The following is a 20,140-nucleotide window of genomic DNA, read 5'->3' on the forward strand; positions in this document are numbered from 1 at the left end:
GTGAGGCGTTCTTTTGAGCTGAAGCTTAGCGACGCTTAGCGGCGCAGACCCAGGCGACCGATCAGGTCACGGTAGCGCTCGACGTTGTTCTCGCGCAGGTACTTCAGCAGACCGCGACGACGGCCGACGAGCAGCAGCAGGCCACGACGGGAGTGGTGGTCGTGCTGGTGGTCCTTGAGGTGCTCGGTCAGGTTGTTGATGCGCTCGGTCAGCAGCGCAACCTGGGCCTCCGGGGAACCGGTGTCGGTCTCGTGCAGGCCGTAAGCCTTGAGGATCTCAGCCTTCTTCTCAGTGGACAGCGCCATGAGGTACTCCTTGGTTGTTTCAGTTCGCGTTCTACGGAAAAAGTCTTCGCTGCGCCGCAACTGCCGCGAACCACAGTCAAATGGCGCAAGACCTTGGGAGAGGTTACACGACCGGGGTCTCGCGGGCCAAACCGGTCAGCCGGCGCATGAACTCCTCTAAGAAGCGCTCCACGTCCACCCCCACGGCCACGCGGGCGGACTTCACCGGGTCGTTCAGGCACGTCTCGTCGCCGATGGTGCGCCCGCGCGTTTCGCCCTCCGTGTCCACCTTCAAATTGATGGCCAGCGTGTCCACCAGGGAAGGATCCGCGGCCACCGCGACAGCCAGCGGGTCGTGGAGCCCGCATCCGCCGAGGTGCGGTGCCGTGGTCTCGTAGGCCTTGATGTAGTAGTTAGTAGCCGTAGCGAGGAAGTCTCCCCCGGCAGTGCCCAGATCCCCCCACTGCTTCGTCTCCACCGTGGTCAGCAACGTTTGCAGGGTGACATCCAGGCCGATCATGGTGATGTCCTCGCCCTGGCGGAACACAAAGTCGGCCGCCTCCGGGTCCTGGTTGATGTTCGCCTCCGCGCACGGGGTGACGTTGCCCGGCACTGTCAGCGCACCGCCCATACACACAATGTGCGCGCGCGAGGCGAAGTTTTCGTCGGCCTCAGCCGCGGCAGCCACCGTCGTGAGCGGCCCGACGGGGACGATAACCAGGTCGTCGCCGTACCGGTGCACAGACTGCACCATGAAATCGACGGCGGACTGCTGCTCGGCCGCACGTGAGGCGTCGTAAAGCTTCGCTTCCCCGATGCCGTTGACTCCGTGGATGAACTGGGAAATCTCCATGACTTCGAAGTCCTCCCGCTGGGGACCTGCGTACACCGGAACGTCCGTCCTACCGAACAGTTCCAGGATGGCCAGCGAGTTTCGCACCGCCTGATCAACTTCGACATTGCCGTACGTGCACGTTACCCCGATGAGGTCCAACTCCGGCGAGGCAAGCGCGTACGCGATAGCCAACGCGTCGTCGATGCCGGTGTCCACGTCCAGAATGAGCTTTCGGGCCATTTACGCCACTCCTAAGATCTCGCGGGTCGTTTCCACGTCACGGGCCATGTTATCCAGCAACTCGTCCACCGAGTTGAACTTCACCATGTCGCGCACTTTGCCCACGAACTCCACACGCGCCATCCGGCCGTACAGGTCCGCGTCGCGGTCCAGCACGAAGGACTCCACGCTGCGCCGCGCATCCCCGAACGTGGGGTTGGTGCCCACGGAAATGGCCGCCGGGTAGCGCACGCCGGGTTGCATGTCGCCGTCGATCTCGCCGTCGTCGATGATGGTCAGCCACCCCGCGTACACGCCGTCCGCGGGCACCGCCGAGGTGTCGGAGGCGTACTGGTTCGCCGTCGGGTAGCCCAGCTCCTTGCCGCCGCGGCCCGCACCGCGCTCAATCGGCGCGATGACGGAAAAGGGCCGGCCCATAAAGTCGGTGGCCAGGGCAACGTCGCCGCCGGAGAGGTGGTCGCGGATGGCGGTGGAGCAAATCCGCACCTCGCCCTCGCCCAGCAGCTTGACGATGGTCACGTCCACGCCCGCGCGCTCCCCCAGCTGCGCCATGTCGGTTGCGGTGCCGGCGGCGTCGCGGCCGAAGGTGAAGTTCTCCCCCACCAGCACGTGCTTCGCGCCCAGGGCGGAAACCAGCACGTCGTCCATGTACTCCGCGGGCGTCAGGCCTGCGAGTTCCTCGCGGAAGTCGATGACCAGCAGCGCATCCACGCCGAGGTCGGCGATGTGGCGGGCGCGCTCGTCGAGAGGCATCAGCGCCCGCGGAGCACGTTCCGGGGCGAAAATGGTCACGGGGTGCGGGTCGAAGGTCATCACCACGCACGGCACCCCCAGCTCGCGCGCGGTGTCCACCGCTTTGGAAATGAGCAGCTGATGGCCACGGTGCACCCCGTCGAACACACCGATAGTGACCACCGTGCCGGCTTCCGCGAAGGAATCCGGCACGCTCGAAAGCCCGCGCAGAATATCCACGGGGACTTAGCGTACGGCATACTTCGGAAGCATGAACGATCCCCTCGCAACCTCCGGAATCGTCGTCGTGGACAAGCCCGCTGGCATGACCAGCCACGACGTTGTCGCCCGCCTGCGCCGTTTATTCGGCACCCGCAAAGTCGGCCACGCAGGCACGCTCGACCCCATGGCAACCGGCGTGCTCGTCGCTGGCATCGAGCGCGGGACGAAGCTTCTGGCCCACCTGGTGGCAGAGGACAAGGTGTACGAAACCACCATCCGCCTGGGTGCCTCGACGACGACGGATGATGCCGAGGGCGAGATCGTCGACAAGCATGAAGCCTCCGGTGTGACCGATGAGGCGATCCGCGCCGGGGTGGCGAAGCTGACCGGCACGATCATGCAGGTGCCGTCGAAGGTGTCCGCGATCAAGATCGGCGGGCGGCGCGCGCACGAGCTGGTCCGCGCCGGCGAGGAGGTGGACATCCCCGCCCGCGAGGTGACCATCCACGCGTTTGAGTTGGGCGAGATCCGACGCGGCGGCGATTACGTGGACGTCGACGCGCGCGTGCACTGCTCCTCCGGCACCTACATCCGCTCGCTCGGGCGCGACCTCGGCGCCGCCCTCGGTGTCGGGGGGCATTTGATTGCCTTACGACGCTCACGCGTCGGCTCCTTCTCCCTCACCGACGCACGCACCCTCGAACAGCTCGAGGACTCCGCCGAGCTGTCCCTGAGCCTGGACGAGGCCTTGACGCGGGCGTGGCCGGTGCTCGACGTGACTGCCGAGGAATACGACGCCCTGGCCATGGGCAAATGGCTGGAGCCGCGCGGGCTGGAAGGCGTCCACGCGGCGGTGGGCCCGGACGGGCGCGCGGTAGCGCTGGTGAAGGAGAAAGGCAAGCGGCTGGCCACGGTGTTCGTGGCGCGCCCGTCGACGCTGTAGACGGTGTTGGTTGGGCTGCGGTCGCCGTCGCCGCGCCCGCGCTACCGCACGTAGGTGGCCGTGACCACGTAGCCGCAGCGCTCGACCCAGCGGCCCTCGAACAGCGGCACCGGGGCGGGGCGGGCCAAAAGCTGGGAGGTGAACGTCCCGTCGGTGCGCAGCTCGATTTCGGCTTCGTCAAAGTCCAGCCAGCGCCGGGTCATCGGGTACCAGCACTTGTAGGTGGCTTCCTTCGCGCAAAACAGGAGGCGGTCCGCCCACGGGTAGCCGTCGGCCTGCAGCCGCTGCACCATCGCGATCTCGGTTGCGCTGGCGATGGAGTGCAGCACCCCCTCCGGAAGCGGCTCGGCGGGTTCCGCGTCCAAGCCCATTGAGTGCACGTGCCTGGTGGAGGCGGCCACGGCGGCGCGCAGCCCGTCGGTATGCGTGAGCGAGCCGGTGAAACCCTCCGGCCACAGCGGCATGCCCCGCTCCCCCCGCAGGATGGCGCCGGCCGATTCCACGCCGAGTTCGCGCAGGGCCTGGTGGGCACACCAGCGGGCGTCGCCGAACTCGCCTTTGCGCAGGTCCACGGCGGCGCTGACTTCCTTGCGCTCGTCGGGGTGCAGGTGCTCGTAGCGGGTCAGGTCCACGGCGTCGGATGCGTCGTCGGTCAGGTAGAACACGCAGCGTGCCTCGGGAGGGAACAGCGCAACGTCTTGCATCACTGCTCAACCTCCATGACCGGGTACGGGAACGGCTGCGCGGACGGGTGACGCTCCCATTCGCGCGGATAGCCGAGAGACGCTTCGATGTGCTCGATTCCGTCGACAGTTGTCACCCCCGGCATGTGCAGGTGACCGTACACGACGGCTTGCGCGTTGTAGCGCTGGGCCCAGGTTCGCGTGTGCCGGGTGCCGCACCACAGGGCGATGTCGGACCACTGCATGCGCTGCACCGGTTCCTGTACCAGGGGCCAGTGGTTGATCAGGATCGTCGGGCCGTTGATGCGGGACAGCCGTTTGGTGGTGTAGGCCAGGCGGTCCCAGCACCAGGCGCGGATGTCCACGAAGGGGGCGATGGCGACCTCGTCGGTCATCACCACGTTGTTTTCGTGGGCCGCGGCGAGCGCCTCCTCGACGGTGAGGTTGCGGGCGCGGAACGAGTAGTCGTAGAGGGTGAACAGCGGGCAGACGGTCACTCCGCCGAAGACTGGGTAGCGGTCCTCCGGGGTGATCACGCCGATCGAGCGCATGGCCTGCACCAGCATCGTGTACTTCTCGCGCCCGCGGTGCCTGTCCGCGGAGCGGCAGAACAGCTCGTGGTTGCCGGGCACCCACACCACCGTGTCGAAGCGGTTGGCAAGATCTTCCATCACCTGGACGATCAGCTCCGGGCGCTCGGCTACGTCACCCGCGACAATGAGCCAGTCCGACGGGTCGGCCGGCTGGATGGCATCGATTTTCGGGCCGTTGCGCTTCACCGCCGCGTGCAGGTCGCTTACGGCCCAGAGCGTGGTGGTCATTCCTCATTCTTACCATCCACGCCAGACACGGCCCATCGCATTGAGCGGAATCTCCACGCCACGCCAATCAACCGCGCCACTACCTGGCCCAGCTGCCCGACCCAGATGCCGGTAAGCCCCCAGCCGAACGCCCCGGAGGCCAGGATGATCGGCAGCGCCACCCCCAATAGCGAGAACAGTGTGAGGTTGCGCAGAAACGCTGCGTCGGCGGCGCCGAGCAGCACGCCGTCGAGGGCGAAGACCGCCCCGCCGACCAGGATCATCCCGATGAGCAGGAACCAGGGAACCCGCAGCGTGTCGACGACATCCGGGTCCGACGTGAAGATGCTCTGGATCGGCACAGCGAACACCGCGAACACGGCGGACAGCGCCACCGCGAAGATCATGGAGTACTTCAGCGCCTGCACCCCCACGGCGCGGGCCTCTTTCGCTCCCCCGCGGCCCAGCGCGGAACCGGTCAGTGTCTGCGCCGCAATCGCCAGCGAGTCCAGCACGAGCGTGAGGAAGTTCCACAGCTGCAGCATGAGCTGGTGCGCCGCCAGCGCCACCACCCCGATCCGGCCGGCCACCGACGCGGCCGCGAGGAGCGAGACCTGGAACGACAGCGAGCGCAAAATCAGGTCGCGGCCCAGCACGAGCTGGCGTTTGATCACGCCCCAACGCGGCGCCCAGCTACCGCCGTACCTGCCGTTCTCGCGCACCAGCACGGCCACGAACAGCGTTGCGGTGATCCCCATGCCGATCACGTTGGAGACCGCCGAGCCGATCAGCCCGTAGCGCCCCACCAGGATCGGCAGCAAAATGGCGCCGGGGACCAGCCCGCACAGGGTGAGGTAAAACGGCAGCTTGGTGTTTTGCACGCCGCGCATCCAGCCGTTTCCGGCCATGATCATCAGTGTCATCGGCACCGCAAAAACAGCCACGCGCATCCACTGGGCCGACCGCAGACTCGTGTCGTAATCGCTGGCGAGCGCTTGGGCGAGAGGCTGCGCGAACAGCCCCACAATGAGCGCCAGCAGCGTGCCGACGCCCAAGGCCACCCACGTGGCCTGCACCCCCTCTGCGACAGCCTTGTCTCGCCGGCCGGCGCCGAAGAAGCGCGAGCTGCGCGCAGTGGTGCCGTAGGACAAAAACGTCAGCTGGGTGGTCACCGTGGACTGAATCGCCGCACCCGCTGCAAGTGCCGCGAGCTCGGCGGTGCCCAGCCGGCCCACCACCGCGGTGTCCAGAAGCAGGTACAGCGGGTTGGCGGCCAGGACGCCGAGCGCGGGGAGGGCGAGCATGAGGATATCGCGGCCCATTGAACGTTGTGTTGCTGGTTGCGAGTTAGTCATCGGGCTCCGGGAACGCGTCGAGAAGCTGGCGTATGACCTCGTTGCGGGTGCCGGTGGCGGAGTAGCCGGCCGCGGCCCAGTGGCCGCCGCCGCCCAGCTGTTGCGCGACGGCGGAGACATCCACCACCACCGAGCGCAGCGACATCGCCCAGTATTTCGGCGCCTGCTCCTTGAGCACAACGCCGACATCGGTGCCTTCCAGCGAGCGGGAGTAGTCGATGATCGACTCCACCGCCGTCTGGCTCATCCGCGAGTGGATGCCCACCGGGATGGTCAGCACCGCAACGGACAGGCCCTTCGTGGGCACGATCTGGGTCTTGGCCAGCACCTCGCCCATCAGCTGCAAGTCCACAGGGCCCATCGTGTCCATCAGGTCGAGGGCAATCTGGCGGGTGTTCAGCCCGTACTCCATCAGCTCCGCGGCGAAGACGTGCATGCGGGGCGTGCCCCAGCGGAAGCTGCCCGTGTCCGTGACCAGGCCGGCGTACAGGCAGTAGGCAATGTCTGGGTCCAAGTCCACGCCGAGGCAGCCCAGCAGCTCGCGGACCATCACGGTGGTGGATTCGCTCTCCACAATCAGGTTCATCCCGCCGAAGCCGGGGTTGGTGTTGTGGTGGTCGATCACGATGACCCGCGAGGGGTCCTCCAAAATCGCCGGCATGAGTGAGCCGGTGCGGTCGGCAGAGGCGCAGTCCACGGTGACCACGAGCCCGTCGTCAGGCAGCGGTGCCCCATAGTGGATGCGGCCCACGCCCGGGATGGTGCGCATGTTCGCCGAGTGCGGCAGAGGCTGGCCGATGTAGACCTGCACGTCCTTGCCCAGCTTCTCCAGCCCGAACGCCAGCGCGCACGCGGAGCCGATCGCGTCCGCGTCCGGCTTGATATGCGCGACCACCGAGATCTTCTCGGCTGCGCGCACACGGGAGGCGGCGGCCTCAAACTGCGCCGCCGCCTCCGGAATGTATACCGGTGCCTGCTTAGACATCGTCACCTGTGCGCTTGTAGGGGTCGCTCTCACCCGCCGGCTTGGCGTTCGCGCGCAGCTTCGCCAGCTCCTCATCGCGGGCGCGGGCGCGGTTGAGCAGCTCCTCCATGTGGGCGGACGACTCAGGCACAGTGTCACGCTCAAAGGCGATCGTCGGGGTGAAGCGCACGCTGAGCTGGTCGCCCACGATCTTGCGGATCTGCCCGCGGGCGCGGTGCAGCGCCTCTGCCGCCTGGTCGTAGTCGGGCTCGTCGTTGATGTCGCGTCCGCGCACGGTGTAGTACACGGTTGCGTCATGCAGGTCGCCGGTGACGCGGGTGTCGGTGACGGTGACCAGCTCCAAGCGGGGATCTTTCACCTCTCGCTCGATGGCGGAAGCGACGATCGTCTGAATCTGCTTTGCCAGGCGCTGCGCGCGTGGGTTGTCAGCCATGCTCAACTCCTTTGTCCGAAACTTTCAATAGTGTAACCCCCGCCCTGCGCGGGTTCGCGCGGAGCGGGGGTTGGCGTCGTAAAGCAATTGCTTTGCGACGGTTGTCACGCGGCAGTGCTAGTCGCGCGGCACCTCGACCATCTCGTAGGTCTGGATGATGTCGCCCACCTGGATGTCCGGGTAGGACAGCACCATGCCGCACTCGTAGCCCTTCGCCACCTCGTTGGCGTCGTCCTTCTCGCGGCGCAGCGACTCGATGGTCGCGTCCGGAGTGATGACGTTGCCGTCGCGGACCAGGCGCAGCTTCGCGCCGCGCTTGACCTTGCCCTCGGTGACCATGCAGCCGGCGATGAGGCCGACGGAGGAGGCCTTGAAGATCTGGCGGATCTCCGCCTCGCCCAGATCGCGCTCCTCGTAGATGGGCTTGAGCATGCCCTTGAGCGCGTTCTCCACGTCCTCGATGGCCTGGTAGATCACCGAGTAGTAGCGGATCTCCACGCCCTCGGCGTTGGCTTCCTCGGTGGCCTTGCCGTCGGCGCGGACGTTGAAGCCGATGATGACAGCGTCCGACGCCGCCGCGAGGGAGACGTTGGTCTGGGTCACGGCGCCGACGCCGCGGTCGATGATGTTGACCTCGACCTCGTCGTCGATCTCGATCTTGAGTAGCGCCTCTTCCAGGGCCTCCACCGAACCGGCGTTGTCGCCCTTGAGGATGAGGTTGAGCTGGCTCGTCTCCTTGAGCGCCTGATCCAGGTTCTCCAGGGAGACGCGCTTCTTGCTGCGCGCCTGGATCGCCGCACGGTGGCGGGCGTCGCGCTGCGCCGCAATCTGGCGCGCCACGCGGTCGTCGTCCACCACGAGCAAGTTGTCGCCCGGGCCCGGGACACCGTTGAGGCCCTGGACCTGCACCGGGCGGGACGGGCCCGCCTCTTCGACGTCGTTGCCCCACTCGTCGACCATGCGGCGCACGCGGCCGAAGTTGCCGCCGACGACGATGGAGTCGCCGACGCGCAGCGTGCCGCGCTGCACGATGACGGTGGACACCGGGCCGCGGCCGCGGTCCAGGTGGGACTCGATGGCCACACCCTGGGCGTCCATGTCCGGGTTCGCCGTCAGCTCGAGCGCCGCGTCGGCGGTGAGCAGGACGGCCTCCAGCAGGTCGTCGATGCCGGTGCCCTGCTTCGCGGAGATGTCGATGAACATGGTGTCGCCGCCGTACTCCTCCGGCACGAGGCCGTACTCGGTGAGCTGGCCACGGATCTTGTCCGGCTGCGCCTCCGGCTTATCCACCTTGTTCACGGCGACCACGATCGGCAGCTCGGCCGCCTTGGCGTGGTTGATCGCCTCGACGGTCTGCGGCATCACGCCGTCATCCGCCGCCACGACCAAAATGGCCAGGTCGGTGGACTTCGCACCGCGGGCACGCATGGCGGTGAACGCCTCGTGGCCCGGGGTGTCCAGGAACGTAATCTTGCGCGGCTGGTCCTCGAGGGTGACCTCGGTCTGGTACGCGCCGATGCCCTGGGTAATACCGCCGGCCTCGCCGCGGCCCACATTGGCGTTGCGGATCGAGTCCAAAAGACGGGTCTTACCGTGGTCGACGTGGCCCATGACGGAGACCACTGGCGGGCGCTGCTCCAGCGCCTCTTCGCCGCCTTCGTCCTCGCCGAACTGCAGGTCGAAGGACTCGAGCAGCTCGCGGTCCTCGTCCTCAGGCGAGACGATCTGCACCTCGTAGTTGATCTCGGCGCCGAGCAGCTGCAGCGTGTCCTCGGACACGGACTGCGTCGCCGTCACCATCTCGCCGAGGTTAAACAGCGCCTGCACGAGCGAAGACGCATCGGTGTTGATCTTCTCCGCCAAGTCAGACAGGGTCGCACCCTGACGCAGGCGGACGGTCTTGCCGCCGCCGTCAGGCAGACGAACGCCACCGATGACGTTCGGCTTGTGCATCTCCTCGTACTCGGCCCTCTTCTGGCCCTTGGACTTGCGGCGCTTGCCCGGTGCACCACCGGGACGGCCAAATGCACCAGCGGTGCCGCCGCGGCGTCCGCCGCGACCGCGGAAACCGCCGCCGCCCGGTCCGCCGAAGCGGGGACCGCCCGGTCCGCCACCACGGCCACGGCCACCGCCGCCACCACGGCCGCGACCGCCTGGAGCGGCCGCCTTGGACGGCATCTGTGTCGGGGACGGACCTGCCGGCATATCAGCCGGGGACGGACGAGAGCCGCCACCCTGACGAGCGCCGCCGGGACGCGGACCACCCTGGCCGGGACGGCCGCCACCCGAACGCCCGCCACCCGGACGCGGCGGACGCTGGCCACCGCCGGTGTTGGAAGAGAACGGGTTGTTTGCCACACGCGGACGGCCCGGCTTCGGCACCGGACGCGGCATCGCGCCCGGCGTCGGAGCGCCGCCCTTCGCGGCCGGCTTCGGCGCGCCAGGCTTCGCGGCACCGGGCTTCGCGGCACCGGGCTTTGCTGCGCCCGGCTTCGGCGCACCAGGCTTCGCGGCACCCGGCTTCGGCGCACCGGGCTTCGCGGCACCCGGCTTCGGCGCACCGGGCTTTGCTGCGCCCGGCTTCGGTGCCGGCTCGCCGCCCGCTGGCTTCGCTGCGCCCGGCTTCGGGGCGCCCGGAACCGGCTTCGCCGCAGCCGGCTTGCTCTCCGCCGGCTTGGCTGGCTTCTCGCCCGCCGGCTTCGGGGAGGCAGGCTTCGGCGCCGCAGCCTTCGCGCGGTTCTGGCCCGGCTTCTTCAGCGGCGGCTTCTTCGGCGCAGACTCAGCCTTCTTCGTGTCGGCAGCATCATCGCCGCCGGCCTGCTTGGCGTAGTGCGCCTTCATCTTCTTCACGACGGGCGGCTCGATTGTCGACGACGCCGTCTTCACAAACTCACCCTGCTCCTTGAGCGTGGCGAGCAGTTCCTTACTTGTTACGCCGAGCTGTTTGGCCAACTCGTGAACGCGTAGCTTTCCGGACACGTATCTCCTCTTCGTTGTTGCTAGGAGCAGTGCCCTTCCGGCTACTTGCCCCTAGACGTGGTCAGTGACATTCATCGCTGATGCTGCTTCATGGTTGCGTACTCATCAGTGTTCAGTCTTTCCTTTTTCGTCTGGGTCTTTTACTTCGTCGCAGTTGCTTTGCGACGACGCAAGGTACGTACGTACATGACCTAGGTCCACCGCAGTGGACAGACGGAGCGCCCGCCCGAAGGCACGGCGTTGTTCCGCCAGCTCGACCGCGTCCAACGAGGGCGTGATCCACGCTCCCCGGCCAGGAAGTTTCCTGCCCGGGTCTGCGAGCACCCGCCCTGGCACGTCCGGATCGGCGACGACCCGCAGCAGCTGGGTATCGGGCTGCGCGGTGCGGGTGGCGATGCAGGTTCGGGTGCGGATCGGCTGCTTGCGGGCAACACCCATCCGCGTCCCGTCCTTTCTCGCGTTTATCGTCGCCGCACCTGAACGTGCGGACACAAAAGCCGTATAACACTGTACGCCAAAACCCGCTGGATCTATATTTCCAGCGGGTTTCCTGGTTACAGCGGTGTTATTTACTCGGCCGCGTCAGCGTCGGAGCGGATGTCGATCTTCCAGCCCGTCAGACGAGCCGCGAGCCGGGCATTCTGGCCTTCCTTGCCGATGGCCAGCGACAGCTGGTAATCCGGCACAGTCACGCGGGCCGCCTGCGCCTCAAGGTCCAGCACCTCGACGGAAACCACCTTCGACGGGGCCAGGGAGTTGCCCACGTACTTGGCGGGGTCCTCGTCCCAGTCGATGATGTCGATCTTCTCGCCTCCGAGTTCGGACATGATGTTGGTGACGCGCGCGCCGCGCGGGCCGATGCAGGCGCCCTTGGCGTTGACGCCCTTGACGGTGGCGCGCACCGCCACCTTGGAGCGGTGGCCAGCCTCGCGGGCGATACCGACGATTTCCACGGAGCCGTCTGCGACCTCCGGCACTTCGAGCGCGAACAAGCCGCGCACCAGCTCCGGGTGGGTGCGCGACAGGTTCACCTGCACGCGCTTGTCGCCCTTGTTCACGCCCACGACGTACGCCTTGATGCGGTCGCCGTGCTTGAGCTTTTCGCCCGGGATCTTCTCCGCCGGCAGCAGGATGCCGTCCTGCGGGTCCGCCTCGGTGCCAAGCTGGACGATGTTCAGGCCGCGGGCCTCCGCCTGCGCGTCACGCTGCACGATGCCCGAGACCACCTGGCCCTCGAACCCGGAGTACTCGTCGTAGACGCGGCCGGCTTCCGCCTGGCGCAGACGGCCCTTGATGGCGTCGCGCACAGCGACGGAGCCGATGCGGGAAAAGTTCACCGGAGTGTCGTCGTACTCGGAGACGACCTCCCCCTCGCCGTCCAGCTCGCTGACGATGACGGCGACGTCGCCGGTTTCAGTGTCGATGTCGACGCGCGCCTTGGTGCCGTCATCCCCCTTGGCACCGGCGTCCCCCTCCTTGAACTCGCGGTAGGAAAACAGCAGCGCATTCGCGATGGTCGCCAGCAAATCCTCCATGGCGATCCCCTGCTGTTCCTCGATCGCCTTCAGCGCGTTCAAGTCAATATTCACTTGTTTTCCTTCCTCACCGTTGCAGCGGCATCAAGATCTTCAAACGCCCGATCCGCCAGCTCCATCTCGGCTGCCGGCGGGGCATTGAACTCAATTTCTACCACTGCTCCCGACAATTCAGAAACTGGCGAAACGCGAACCTCCTCCCCCTTTTTCGTCGCACGCACCAGCGCCACCTTGTTCTCCTCCGCGTCGAGCGGGCCCACGCGCCACTGCTCCCCGCCCACCTTGACCTTGCGTCCACGGTTGCGGCGGAAGTGCCGCGCCTCGGTCAACGGCAGGTCCACGCCCGGGGTGGTCAGCTCCAGGGTGTAGCCCGCGCCGAAGCTGACCTCACCACGTTCCTCGGCGTCGTCGAAAAGCGTAGAGAGCTCCTTGGACACCTCCTCGAGGTCGTCGAGCGTCGGGTGCTCGTCCGAATCCAGCGCGATGACCACCTGCGATTTCTTGCCCGCCTTGACCGTGCGGATCTTCTCAATGTCCATGCCGTAGGTGCGCGCAACCGGTTCAACCATGCGCTCGATTACCTCGTTCGTGGGAAAAGCCATGCCGACCAACCTAGCGTGTAACGTGCAGCGCGTGAAGAAACTCCTCCTGCTGCCCGCCGCCGCGCTTTTGCTCACCAGCTGCACCGTGATGGACGTCGTGGGTCCACGCGCGAACGGCGAGATCATGGCGCTGGCCAAGCAGGCCTCCGCCGACTGGGTTTTCGGGGACCCCGCACGGGAACAGTGGCGCGAGATGCGCCAGAAGCAGAGCGAGGAGCTGAAAGAGGAAGCGCTTCGTTTGTGCGGCCTGGACGCGCAGGGGCAAACGCCTGCCTCGTGCGACGTCAGCTACGGCGACACCGACCTGCCCGCCGAAGGTAATGCGTCTGCGGTGCTCGAGCACACCGTCGCCGCCGCCGACAAGGTGCCGGAAGAGTCCGTGGACCTCATCGTCGCCCAGGCTATCGACGCACTCACGCTCTCCCCCGTCGACCTCGAGCCTGTCACCGAGACAGTGTCGGACGCCGCGGACACCGAAGCGGCACGCGACATGCTCGCGCGGGAAAACGCCGTCTACTACGGGCTTGGCCTCGCGCTCGCCTACGCCGATGCCGACCTGCGCGAACGCGTCGGCGAGCTGCGCGAGGCATCCCACGAGCGCACCGCGGCACTGACTCGCGTGCTGGATATCGCCGACGGCGAGTCTCTGGTCCCCGCCGCCGGCTACGAGTTCGCCGAGGGCTACAGCGAGCCCGCAAACACAGAAGAGGCCGCCCAGCTGGTCAAAACCATGCAGAGCGACCTGGTCGCGCAGTGGCGCTACGCCGCCGCGCACGCGGAATCGGCGACCTGGCGCGGAGACGCCATCAGGCTGGCCGCCCACGCCCAGCGGGTCTAGCCGAGGCGCTCGGCGACGAGCTCCTGCACCTTTGCCACGATCTCGTCGGCCGGGACCTCCAGTGTCTCGCCGCCGCGGATCCGCAGCTCCACCACGCCGTCGGCGAACGCGCGGCCGAGGATGACGATGAACGGCATGCCCAAAAGCTCGGCGTCCTTGAACTTCACGCCCGGGGAGACCTTTGGTCGGTCGTCGAAAAGCACCTCGAGCCCGGCGTCGGACAGCTCGGCTGCGATGCGGTCGCCCGCCTCGAGGGCGGCGGCGTCCTTGTTCGCCACCGCGACGTGCACCTGGAACGGGGCGATCTCCACCGGCCAGACCAGGCCCTTGTCGTCGTGGCGCTGCTCCGCGATCACCGCGAGCATGCGGGAGATGCCGATGCCGTAGGAACCCATGGTGGGCACGGCGCGCTTGCCGTTTTCGTCCAGGATCTGCACGTTCATGGCCTCGGTGTACTTGCGGCCGAGCTGGAAGATGTGGCCCAGCTCGATGCCGCGGGCGAGCTCGACGGTGCCGTTGCCACTTGGCGACGGGTCGCCGGCCTTGATCTCGGCGGCCTCGATGTAGCCGTCGACGGTGAAGTCGCGCCCGGCGACCAGGCCCACCACGTGCTTCTGGGGCGCGTCCGCGCCGGTGATCCAGGAGGTGCCGTCGACCACGCGCGGGTCCGCCAGCACGCGCACGCCGTTGGCCGCGAGCGCGCGGGGGCCGACGTAGCCCTTCACCAAAAAGTCGTTCTTGGCAAAGTCCTCGTCGCTGGCCAGCTCGAACGTGGCCGGCTCAAGCGATGCCTCGAGGCGCTTCTCGTCCAGCTCGCGGTCGCCGGGGATGAGCACGCCGACCAGCTGCGGGCCGACCGGCTCGCCGTCCTCATCTACCTGACGCGGGTCGTTGACCTTCACCATCATGCATTTGAGGGTGTCGGCGGCTTCGGCGGAGCGGCCGTCGATAAGCACGCCAGCCCCCTGCGCCCACTCCACGAGCGCCGCGATGGTCTCGGACGCCGGGGTGTCGTGCTCGACCGCCTCCGGCAGCCCCTCAATCGAGCGCGGCTCGGGCGCGACCGTGGTCACGGCCTCGACGTTCGCCGCGTAATCGCCCGCGGTGGAGACGACAAAGGTGTCCTCACCGTTGTCCGAGTACGCGAGGAACTCCTCGGACGCGGAACCGCCCATCGCGCCGGAGGTTGCCTTGCAGATCTCGTAGCGCAGCCCAACGCGGTCGAAAATGCGCTGGTAGGCGGCGCGGTGGTTGGCGTAGGACTGGTCCAGCCCCTCATCGGACATGTCGAAGGAGTAGCTGTCCTTCATCACAAACTCGCGCCCGCGCAGGATGCCGGCGCGGGGACGCGCCTCGTCGCGGTACTTCGTCTGGATCTGGTACAGCGTGACCGGGAAGTCCTTGTAGGAGGAGTACAGGTCCTTCACCGCGGTGGTGAACATCTCCTCGTGGGTGGGCCCGAGCAGCATGTCGGCACCCTTGCGGTCCTTCAGGCGGAACAGGTCGTCGCCGTATTCGGCCCAGCGGTTGGTGGCCTCGTAGGGCTCGCGCGGCAGCAGCGCCGGGAAAAGCAGTTCCTGGCCGCCCATGGCATCCATTTCCTCGCGCACCACACCTTCGATCTTGCGCAGCGCGCGCAGGCCCAGCGGCAGCCAGGAGTACACGCCCGGCGCGGCGCGGCGCACGTAGCCTGCGCGCACCAGCAGCTTGTGGCTGGGCACCTCGGCATCGGCGGGATCTTCGCGCAGCGTGCGCAGGAACAGCGTGGACAGGCGTGTAATCATGGTTTGGCAGTTTACCGCTAGGGTTTTGCGCATGCTGATCGTGCTCCCACCTTCTGAAACCAAAGCCCCCGGCGGCACCGACGCCGCCATGTCGCTGTCGTTTCCTTCCCTCGACGCCGTACGCACTTCGCTTATCGACGTCCTCACGGCCACCGACGTGGACACCCAAATGCGTGAGCTGAAAGTCCCCGCCAGCAAGCGCGCGGAGGCCGAGGAGAATCTGGCGCTGCGCACGGCGCCGGTGATGCCCGCGATACAGCGCTACACGGGCGTGCTGTACGACGCCCTCGACGCTCCGTCCCTGCCCGATGAGGCCCTGGCGCGCCTGGCCGTGGGCTCCGCGCTGTTCGGGGTGGTGCGCGCAGGCGATCTGATCCCCCGCTACCGCGTTTCCGGCGGCTCAAAGGTCGGCGGGAGAACGATGAAGGCGTGGTGGGGCACGTCGGTCACGGACGTGCTCGGTGAGCAGGGGTTCGTGGTGGACATGCGCTCCGGCGCCTACCAGCAGCTCGGGCCGGTGGCGGGGGCGCTGACGGTGCGTGTGGAGCAGGCAGACACCGGCAAGGTTGTCAGCCACTTCAACAAGCAGTACAAGGGCGAGCTGGCCCGCACGCTGGCGCCGCACGACGCCGCGTCCACCGAAGACGTCGCCGACATCGCTTCCGCCGCCGGGTTCGACGTTGCGGTCGACGGCACGCTACTCACCATGCGGGTGTAGCTTGAGTTTTATGCCTGCCCACTACCGTCGCTACGTCTTTGCCGCGCTGATCTACGCCGCCGGGTTCGCGTACATCCTGCTGCGCTGGGAAACGATCCCCGACCCGGTGACGGTGCACATCGGCCCCACCGGCGAGGCGGACGGCTTCGCGCCGAAGACGCTGCTCAGCACGACCCTGCCGATGATCATCGGCATCGCGGTAACGCTGATCCTGCCGCTGTTTCTGCCGCCGAGATCGCTTGCCCGGCACACCGTCGACGTCCCGGCCGACGGCGCGTTGCCGTTTTCGGAGACGGCGGCCCGGCGCGTCGAGAAGCTTTGCGACGCCTCCGCAGACGTCGTTTCCAAAATAATCCTCGCGATGGCCGCACTGTTCGCGGTGATGAACATCTCCATGGTGGTGCCGGACGTGAGTCTGCCGTTCTGGCTGGAGATTGTGCTCTGGATCGGCTTCATCATCTATGTGGTGGTGATCGGCATGCGCGTGGCCTCCGCGAAGCACGGCATCGAACCGGACGCGGACGAACAGGCCCGCAACGAGCAGCTGCGCTACCAGGGCGGCATGGGCACCTACTCGGCGCCGAACGACCCGATGGTCGCCGCGGTGCTGCCGTCGAACCCGGGCAAGATAGCGGTGAATACAGCGCACGCGCCTGGCAAGCGCTACATGCGGCGGGTGGTGGTCGGCATAGCTTTGATCCCCATAGTGTGCGTGGCGCTGTCTTTTGCGGTCTAGCAGTTTATCGGTTTATCGGTTTATCGGCCGAGTGGAATTTATCGGTTTATCGGTTGCACCCCTTCTACCTGCGCTAACTCGCCGCCTTCTCAACCATCTCCGCTAACGCGAGAAGCCGGCGCACATCAGCCACAAACTCATCTTCTCTGAACAACAAATCGACCGGCGATGGGCGCAGTAGCTTGACGCCGGCCTTCAGCAGGTTCTTTTCGCGGCGGCGTTCTTTCCGCAGCGTCTCGTCGGTGGGTTTGAACGTCACTCCGTCGTATTTGTAGTCGCCGTCTATCTCCGTCACGAACATCCCGCGGCGAAGATCCACCTCATAGCCGGCAAACATGCCGTTGACGATCCAGTGCTCCGCCACCCGCTCAATCAGAATCGCTCTTCCGTACGACTCGAACGGCGAGCGCGAGTTGTCCACCGCGAACCTCACTACTTTCCGCAGCGTGTCAATGCCTCGCACCCTGCCCAGCTTCTCCATCTCGGCCTCGACCGTGTCTCTGTCCGCGTAGAACTTCAGTATCCAGTCCATGGCGACGAGCCCCTCCCGGAAACCATGTCGCAGCGCGATTTCGAACGCCGTGGTCAGTTCATCCGTGGCACGCAGTGTGTCGAAGCGCCGGATTGTCGCTGGCCGCTTCCTTGCCCGGTGATAGACCGTGTTCGCCGGCTGCTGCTTCTTCGGCGGCGCTTTGCCGTTTGGCAGAAGTAGCTCCACTGGCTCGTTGACCTCGGTCGTCACCACCCACATATCCAACGCCCTTGCAGCTGATCGCCCGGCCAGTGCTGCTTTCCTGGCGGCTTTCCCCGCAGCGATGGCCTGGATCCACCGCCTCTCATAGAACGCGAGCCCCGAGAAGTCGGCCCGCGACATGCAGTGCTTCGATGACAGGATCACTGCACCTGCGTTGTCGTTGACGTTATCCCGATGGCGTAGTTTGCGCACAATCTCTGCTTGTCTCCCCCGATCCATGCCGCGATACTGACAGAGGTTCACGCAAAATGGAAGGGCTCTTGCTCATCTGTGGATAACTCGCCGCCATCGTTATCCACAGTTCAGGTACTTGGGAACCTCTCTGTACAAAAGACGATATCGGCATTTACCGTCCCGACCCGACCGCGACCAGGGCTTTTACCGCCGCGTCAGCCCTAAATGCCGATATCGTCGTTAACACCGCCCCCTGGCCCCCGCCCCACAGGTACCGTCGCACCCATGACCGCCTCCTCCACCATCGACACCGCCCGCGCCCTTATCACCGACGCCTCACACATCGAGGTCTTCACCGGCGCCGGCATGAGCGCCGACAGCGGCATCGCCACCTACCGCGACGCCCAGACCGGCCTGTGGGAGAACGTGGATCCGCAGGACATGGCATCCATCGACGCGTGGCACGACGACCCGGACACCATGTTCGCCTGGTACCTCTGGCGCGCTCACCTCGCGCAGCAGGCGGAGCCGAACGCGGGCCACGTTGCCGTCGCTAAGTCGCCGAAGACGACGGTGACCACCCAAAACATCGACAACCTCCACGAGCGCGCGGGCAGCAAGGAGGTCGTCCACCTGCATGGCTCGTTGTTCGACTTTCGCTGCTCGCTTTGCGACGAGAACTTCGCCCAGCCCATCGATCTCCCCAAAGAACCCGTGACAGCAATTACTCCCCCGGCTTGCCCGGAATGCGGAGGCCCAGTGCGCCCCGGCGTGGTCTGGTTCGGCGAGGCGTTGCCGGAAGCCGAGTGGAGGGAAGCGGAGCGCCGCATGCGCACCGCTGACGCGCTGGTGATCGTGGGCACCTCCGGGGTGGTCTACCCCGCCGCCGGCCTGCCGCTGATGGCGCACGCCCGCGAGATCCCCATCATCGAGGTCACCCCCATGCGCACCGACCTGTCGCACCTGGCCGACGTGGTCATCGAGGACACCGCCGCCAACGCGCTGCCCGCTCTTCTGGGCTAGTAGTGATAGCGGGCCTGCAGTATCACTAGGTCTCCATCCGCAAGCATGTAAACCAATCGGTGTTCTTGAGTTATACGCCTCGACCAAGCACCATCCGCGCCATACTTCAACGGTTCAGGCTTACCAATCCCCTCGAAGGGATCTCGCAACACGTCGCGGAGAAGCTGGTTCACCCGCTTCAGCATCTTCCTATCAGTGGTTTGCCAATAGAGGTAGTCGCTCCACGCATCGGCAGTCCAAACGAGGCGCATTACTCATCCAGATCGAGATCATGCTCAACGAACTTGCCGTTGAGGGCATCCTCATAGGACCGAGTCAACCTGCGCCTGTTCTCCCGCGATTTAAACAGGTAAGCGGTCTCTACCCATGACTCATAATCTTCTGCTGCCATGAGCACGGCATTGCCATTGCGCGACACAATTTCAACCGCGTCGCGGTCGTTGTTCACACGCTCGATGAGCGGATATAAGGTCCGGCGAGCTTCCGATGCACTGATGGACATTTGCCCCTCCTTTATGTGGTACCACAAAACGGTACCACATTTACGAGCTGGCGCGGAGCACCGTGAAGGTCCTATCGCGCGCGACCTGCTCCACGGACGCGAAGCGACGCTCCACCTCGCCGCGGTAGCGCAAATGCGAGTTGTGCACCAGGTACAGCGCCCCGCCGGGCGCGAGCAGCCTCGCGGAGGCGTCGAGGAGGTGCTGCACTAGCGTGGCGTCGACGGTGGTGCCGTCGTGGAACGGCGGGTTCAGCGCGATCGTGTCGAAGGACGCATCCGGCAAACGGGAACCGGCGTCGTCCCACGTCGCCTCCAGCCCGATGGCGCGGGCGGAAAGCACCGCATCGGCGTCCGCGTCCGTGGCCACGCCGCCCAAGCCCCGGGTGACGGAGCCGTTGCCGCAGCCCAGGTCGAGCAGACGGCCGGGCTCGGAAGGCAGGCAGGAGCGAAGCAGCTCCCCGCCCCGGTCCGGTTTTGCGCCGGAGAAAACTCCGCCGACGGCGACGAGGCCGTCGTAAAGCTTTGGCGCATACGACACCTCACGGGGGCCGGATGCGACCAGGCAGCGAAACTTGCCGCGGCCGAGCGAGGCAGAAACGTCCTCGAACGACTCCCCCAACGTAGCGTTCATGCTGCGTGCGAGATGTTTGTTGTTCGCGCCGAGCACGAGGCGAACGTCGTTGTAGCCGGCGCCCGCGATGGAGCGCGCCAGGTAGTCCAGCCGTGCCAGGGACTTCGGCATCTCCCCGACCGCAACGGCAGACCCGGACGCGCCGGCAAGGTACTCGTCCAGGCGCACGTCCCCGGCTACCTCGGCCCCGAACGACCGGGCCTGCTGGCTGCGCGTGTAGTCCGAGTCGCAGAACACCACCGGAGCACCCGCAGCGACCGCCGCGCGGGTCAGGTCCAGGGTCGGGTCGTGGCAGATGAGCACTGTCCTTTGACCACCGTCAGCCGCGCCGAAGGCGACATCCCAGATCAAG

At 66.5% G+C, this 20,140-nt stretch carries 22 protein-coding genes; 5 read left to right on the forward strand and 17 right to left on the reverse strand.

Annotated elements, in window-relative coordinates; translation table 11 throughout:
• Positions 1–35: 35 nt before the first annotated feature.
• The 3 genes from rpsO to MHY23_RS05770 all read right to left on the reverse strand — a co-directional run bounded on the left by rpsO (position 36) and on the right by MHY23_RS05770 (position 2,331).
• The gene (rpsO, locus tag MHY23_RS05760) at positions 36–305 is read right to left on the reverse strand and encodes a 30S ribosomal protein S15 (RefSeq protein ID WP_070474158.1); all 270 of its coding nucleotides are present in this window, start codon (positions 303–305) and stop codon (positions 36–38) included.
• Positions 306–408: 103 nt separating this feature from the next.
• Positions 409–1,359 (reverse strand): nucleoside hydrolase, encoded by a 951-nt coding sequence (locus tag MHY23_RS05765; protein WP_239306776.1) that lies wholly within the window; start codon positions 1,357–1,359, stop codon positions 409–411.
• Positions 1,360–2,331, reverse strand: a complete 972-nt coding sequence (locus MHY23_RS05770; RefSeq protein WP_239306777.1) for a bifunctional riboflavin kinase/FAD synthetase — start codon at positions 2,329–2,331, stop codon at positions 1,360–1,362.
• Between the two features lie 31 nt (positions 2,332–2,362).
• On the opposite strand from MHY23_RS05770, the gene truB reads away from it, so the two are divergent.
• Positions 2,363–3,256, forward strand: a complete 894-nt coding sequence (gene truB / locus MHY23_RS05775; RefSeq protein WP_239306778.1) for a tRNA pseudouridine(55) synthase TruB — start codon at positions 2,363–2,365, stop codon at positions 3,254–3,256.
• A 41-nt stretch (positions 3,257–3,297) separates the two neighbouring features.
• Here the strand turns inward: truB and MHY23_RS05780 are convergent, their stop codons facing one another.
• The 9 genes from MHY23_RS05780 to rimP form a co-directional block, all read right to left on the reverse strand.
• Positions 3,298–3,960: a 4'-phosphopantetheinyl transferase gene (locus MHY23_RS05780; RefSeq protein ID WP_239306814.1), complete on the reverse strand. Its 663-nt coding sequence runs from the start codon at positions 3,958–3,960 to the stop codon at positions 3,298–3,300.
• Positions 3,960–4,760, reverse strand: a complete 801-nt coding sequence (locus MHY23_RS05785; protein ID WP_239306779.1) for a metallophosphoesterase — start codon at positions 4,758–4,760, stop codon at positions 3,960–3,962. Before MHY23_RS05785 ends, MHY23_RS05780 begins: the two co-directional genes overlap by 1 nt.
• A complete protein-coding gene (locus MHY23_RS05790) occupies positions 4,757–6,061 on the reverse strand; it encodes an MATE family efflux transporter (RefSeq protein ID WP_304504233.1) in 1,305 nt (434 codons plus the stop codon). Before MHY23_RS05790 ends, MHY23_RS05785 begins: the two co-directional genes overlap by 4 nt.
• A gap of 25 nt (positions 6,062–6,086) precedes the next feature.
• Positions 6,087–7,079: a bifunctional oligoribonuclease/PAP phosphatase NrnA gene (locus tag MHY23_RS05795; RefSeq protein ID WP_239306781.1), complete on the reverse strand. Its 993-nt coding sequence runs from the start codon at positions 7,077–7,079 to the stop codon at positions 6,087–6,089.
• Positions 7,072–7,512: a 30S ribosome-binding factor RbfA gene (gene rbfA / locus MHY23_RS05800; RefSeq protein WP_181888627.1), complete on the reverse strand. Its 441-nt coding sequence runs from the start codon at positions 7,510–7,512 to the stop codon at positions 7,072–7,074. The genes MHY23_RS05795 and rbfA overlap by 8 nt, the downstream gene beginning before the upstream one ends.
• A 117-nt stretch (positions 7,513–7,629) precedes the next feature.
• Positions 7,630–10,491, reverse strand: a complete 2,862-nt coding sequence (infB, locus tag MHY23_RS05805; protein WP_181888628.1) for a translation initiation factor IF-2 — start codon at positions 10,489–10,491, stop codon at positions 7,630–7,632.
• 105 nt (positions 10,492–10,596) lie between these two features.
• Complete coding sequence (locus tag MHY23_RS05810; protein WP_181888629.1) at positions 10,597–10,929, reverse strand: YlxR family protein; 333 nt, start codon at positions 10,927–10,929, stop codon at positions 10,597–10,599.
• Positions 10,930–11,060: 131 nt separating this feature from the next.
• Positions 11,061–12,080 (reverse strand): transcription termination factor NusA, encoded by a 1,020-nt coding sequence (gene nusA / locus MHY23_RS05815; RefSeq protein WP_181888630.1) that lies wholly within the window; start codon positions 12,078–12,080, stop codon positions 11,061–11,063.
• On the reverse strand, positions 12,077–12,628 hold the full coding sequence (gene rimP, locus MHY23_RS05820) for a ribosome maturation factor RimP (RefSeq protein WP_181888631.1): 552 nt from the start codon (positions 12,626–12,628) through the stop codon (positions 12,077–12,079). The genes nusA and rimP overlap by 4 nt, the downstream gene beginning before the upstream one ends.
• A 31-nt stretch (positions 12,629–12,659) precedes the next feature.
• On the opposite strand from rimP, the gene MHY23_RS05825 reads away from it, so the two are divergent.
• Positions 12,660–13,466 carry a DUF4439 domain-containing protein gene (locus tag MHY23_RS05825; RefSeq protein ID WP_239306782.1) on the forward strand — a complete coding sequence of 269 codons (807 nt, stop codon included), beginning with the start codon at positions 12,660–12,662 and terminating at the stop codon, positions 13,464–13,466.
• Here the strand turns inward: MHY23_RS05825 and MHY23_RS05830 are convergent.
• The gene (locus tag MHY23_RS05830) at positions 13,463–15,250 is read right to left on the reverse strand and encodes a proline--tRNA ligase (protein ID WP_239306783.1); all 1,788 of its coding nucleotides are present in this window, start codon (positions 15,248–15,250) and stop codon (positions 13,463–13,465) included. The two genes, MHY23_RS05825 and MHY23_RS05830, sit on opposite strands and share 4 nt — an antisense overlap.
• A gap of 31 nt (positions 15,251–15,281) precedes the next feature.
• On the opposite strand from MHY23_RS05830, the gene MHY23_RS05835 reads away from it, so the two are divergent.
• Together MHY23_RS05835 and MHY23_RS05840 are read left to right on the forward strand one after the other, a co-directional pair.
• Entirely contained in the window at positions 15,282–15,968 is a 687-nt protein-coding gene (locus tag MHY23_RS05835) for a YaaA family protein (protein ID WP_239306784.1), read from the forward strand.
• Positions 15,969–15,978: 10 nt separating this feature from the next.
• Complete coding sequence (locus MHY23_RS05840) at positions 15,979–16,704, forward strand: DUF1648 domain-containing protein (RefSeq protein ID WP_239306785.1); 726 nt, start codon at positions 15,979–15,981, stop codon at positions 16,702–16,704.
• 73 nt (positions 16,705–16,777) lie between these two features.
• Here MHY23_RS05840 and MHY23_RS05845 read toward each other — a convergent pair whose 3' ends face one another.
• Positions 16,778–17,650 carry a hypothetical protein gene (locus MHY23_RS05845; protein ID WP_181888635.1) on the reverse strand — a complete coding sequence of 291 codons (873 nt, stop codon included), beginning with the start codon at positions 17,648–17,650 and terminating at the stop codon, positions 16,778–16,780.
• A gap of 267 nt (positions 17,651–17,917) precedes the next feature.
• Here MHY23_RS05845 and MHY23_RS05850 point away from each other — a divergent pair, with 267 nt between their 5' ends.
• A complete protein-coding gene (locus tag MHY23_RS05850) occupies positions 17,918–18,655 on the forward strand; it encodes an NAD-dependent deacylase (RefSeq protein ID WP_239306786.1) in 738 nt (245 codons plus the stop codon).
• Here the strand turns inward: MHY23_RS05850 and MHY23_RS05855 are convergent.
• The 3 genes from MHY23_RS05855 to MHY23_RS05865 are packed head-to-tail and all read right to left on the reverse strand — an operon-like array spanning position 18,652 to position 20,139.
• Positions 18,652–18,906, reverse strand: a complete 255-nt coding sequence (locus tag MHY23_RS05855) for a Txe/YoeB family addiction module toxin (RefSeq protein ID WP_181888637.1) — start codon at positions 18,904–18,906, stop codon at positions 18,652–18,654. The two genes, MHY23_RS05850 and MHY23_RS05855, sit on opposite strands and share 4 nt — an antisense overlap.
• A complete protein-coding gene (locus MHY23_RS05860; protein WP_181888638.1) occupies positions 18,906–19,157 on the reverse strand; it encodes a type II toxin-antitoxin system Phd/YefM family antitoxin in 252 nt (83 codons plus the stop codon). Before MHY23_RS05860 ends, MHY23_RS05855 begins: the two co-directional genes overlap by 1 nt.
• A gap of 40 nt (positions 19,158–19,197) precedes the next feature.
• Entirely contained in the window at positions 19,198–20,139 is a 942-nt protein-coding gene (locus MHY23_RS05865) for a class I SAM-dependent methyltransferase (protein WP_239306787.1), read from the reverse strand.
• Between the last annotated feature and the right edge of the window lies 1 nt (position 20,140).

This window comes from Corynebacterium sp. ACRQP (assembly GCF_022345915.1).
GTDB classification, from domain to species: Bacteria; Actinomycetota; Actinomycetes; order Mycobacteriales; family Mycobacteriaceae; genus Corynebacterium; species Corynebacterium lehmanniae.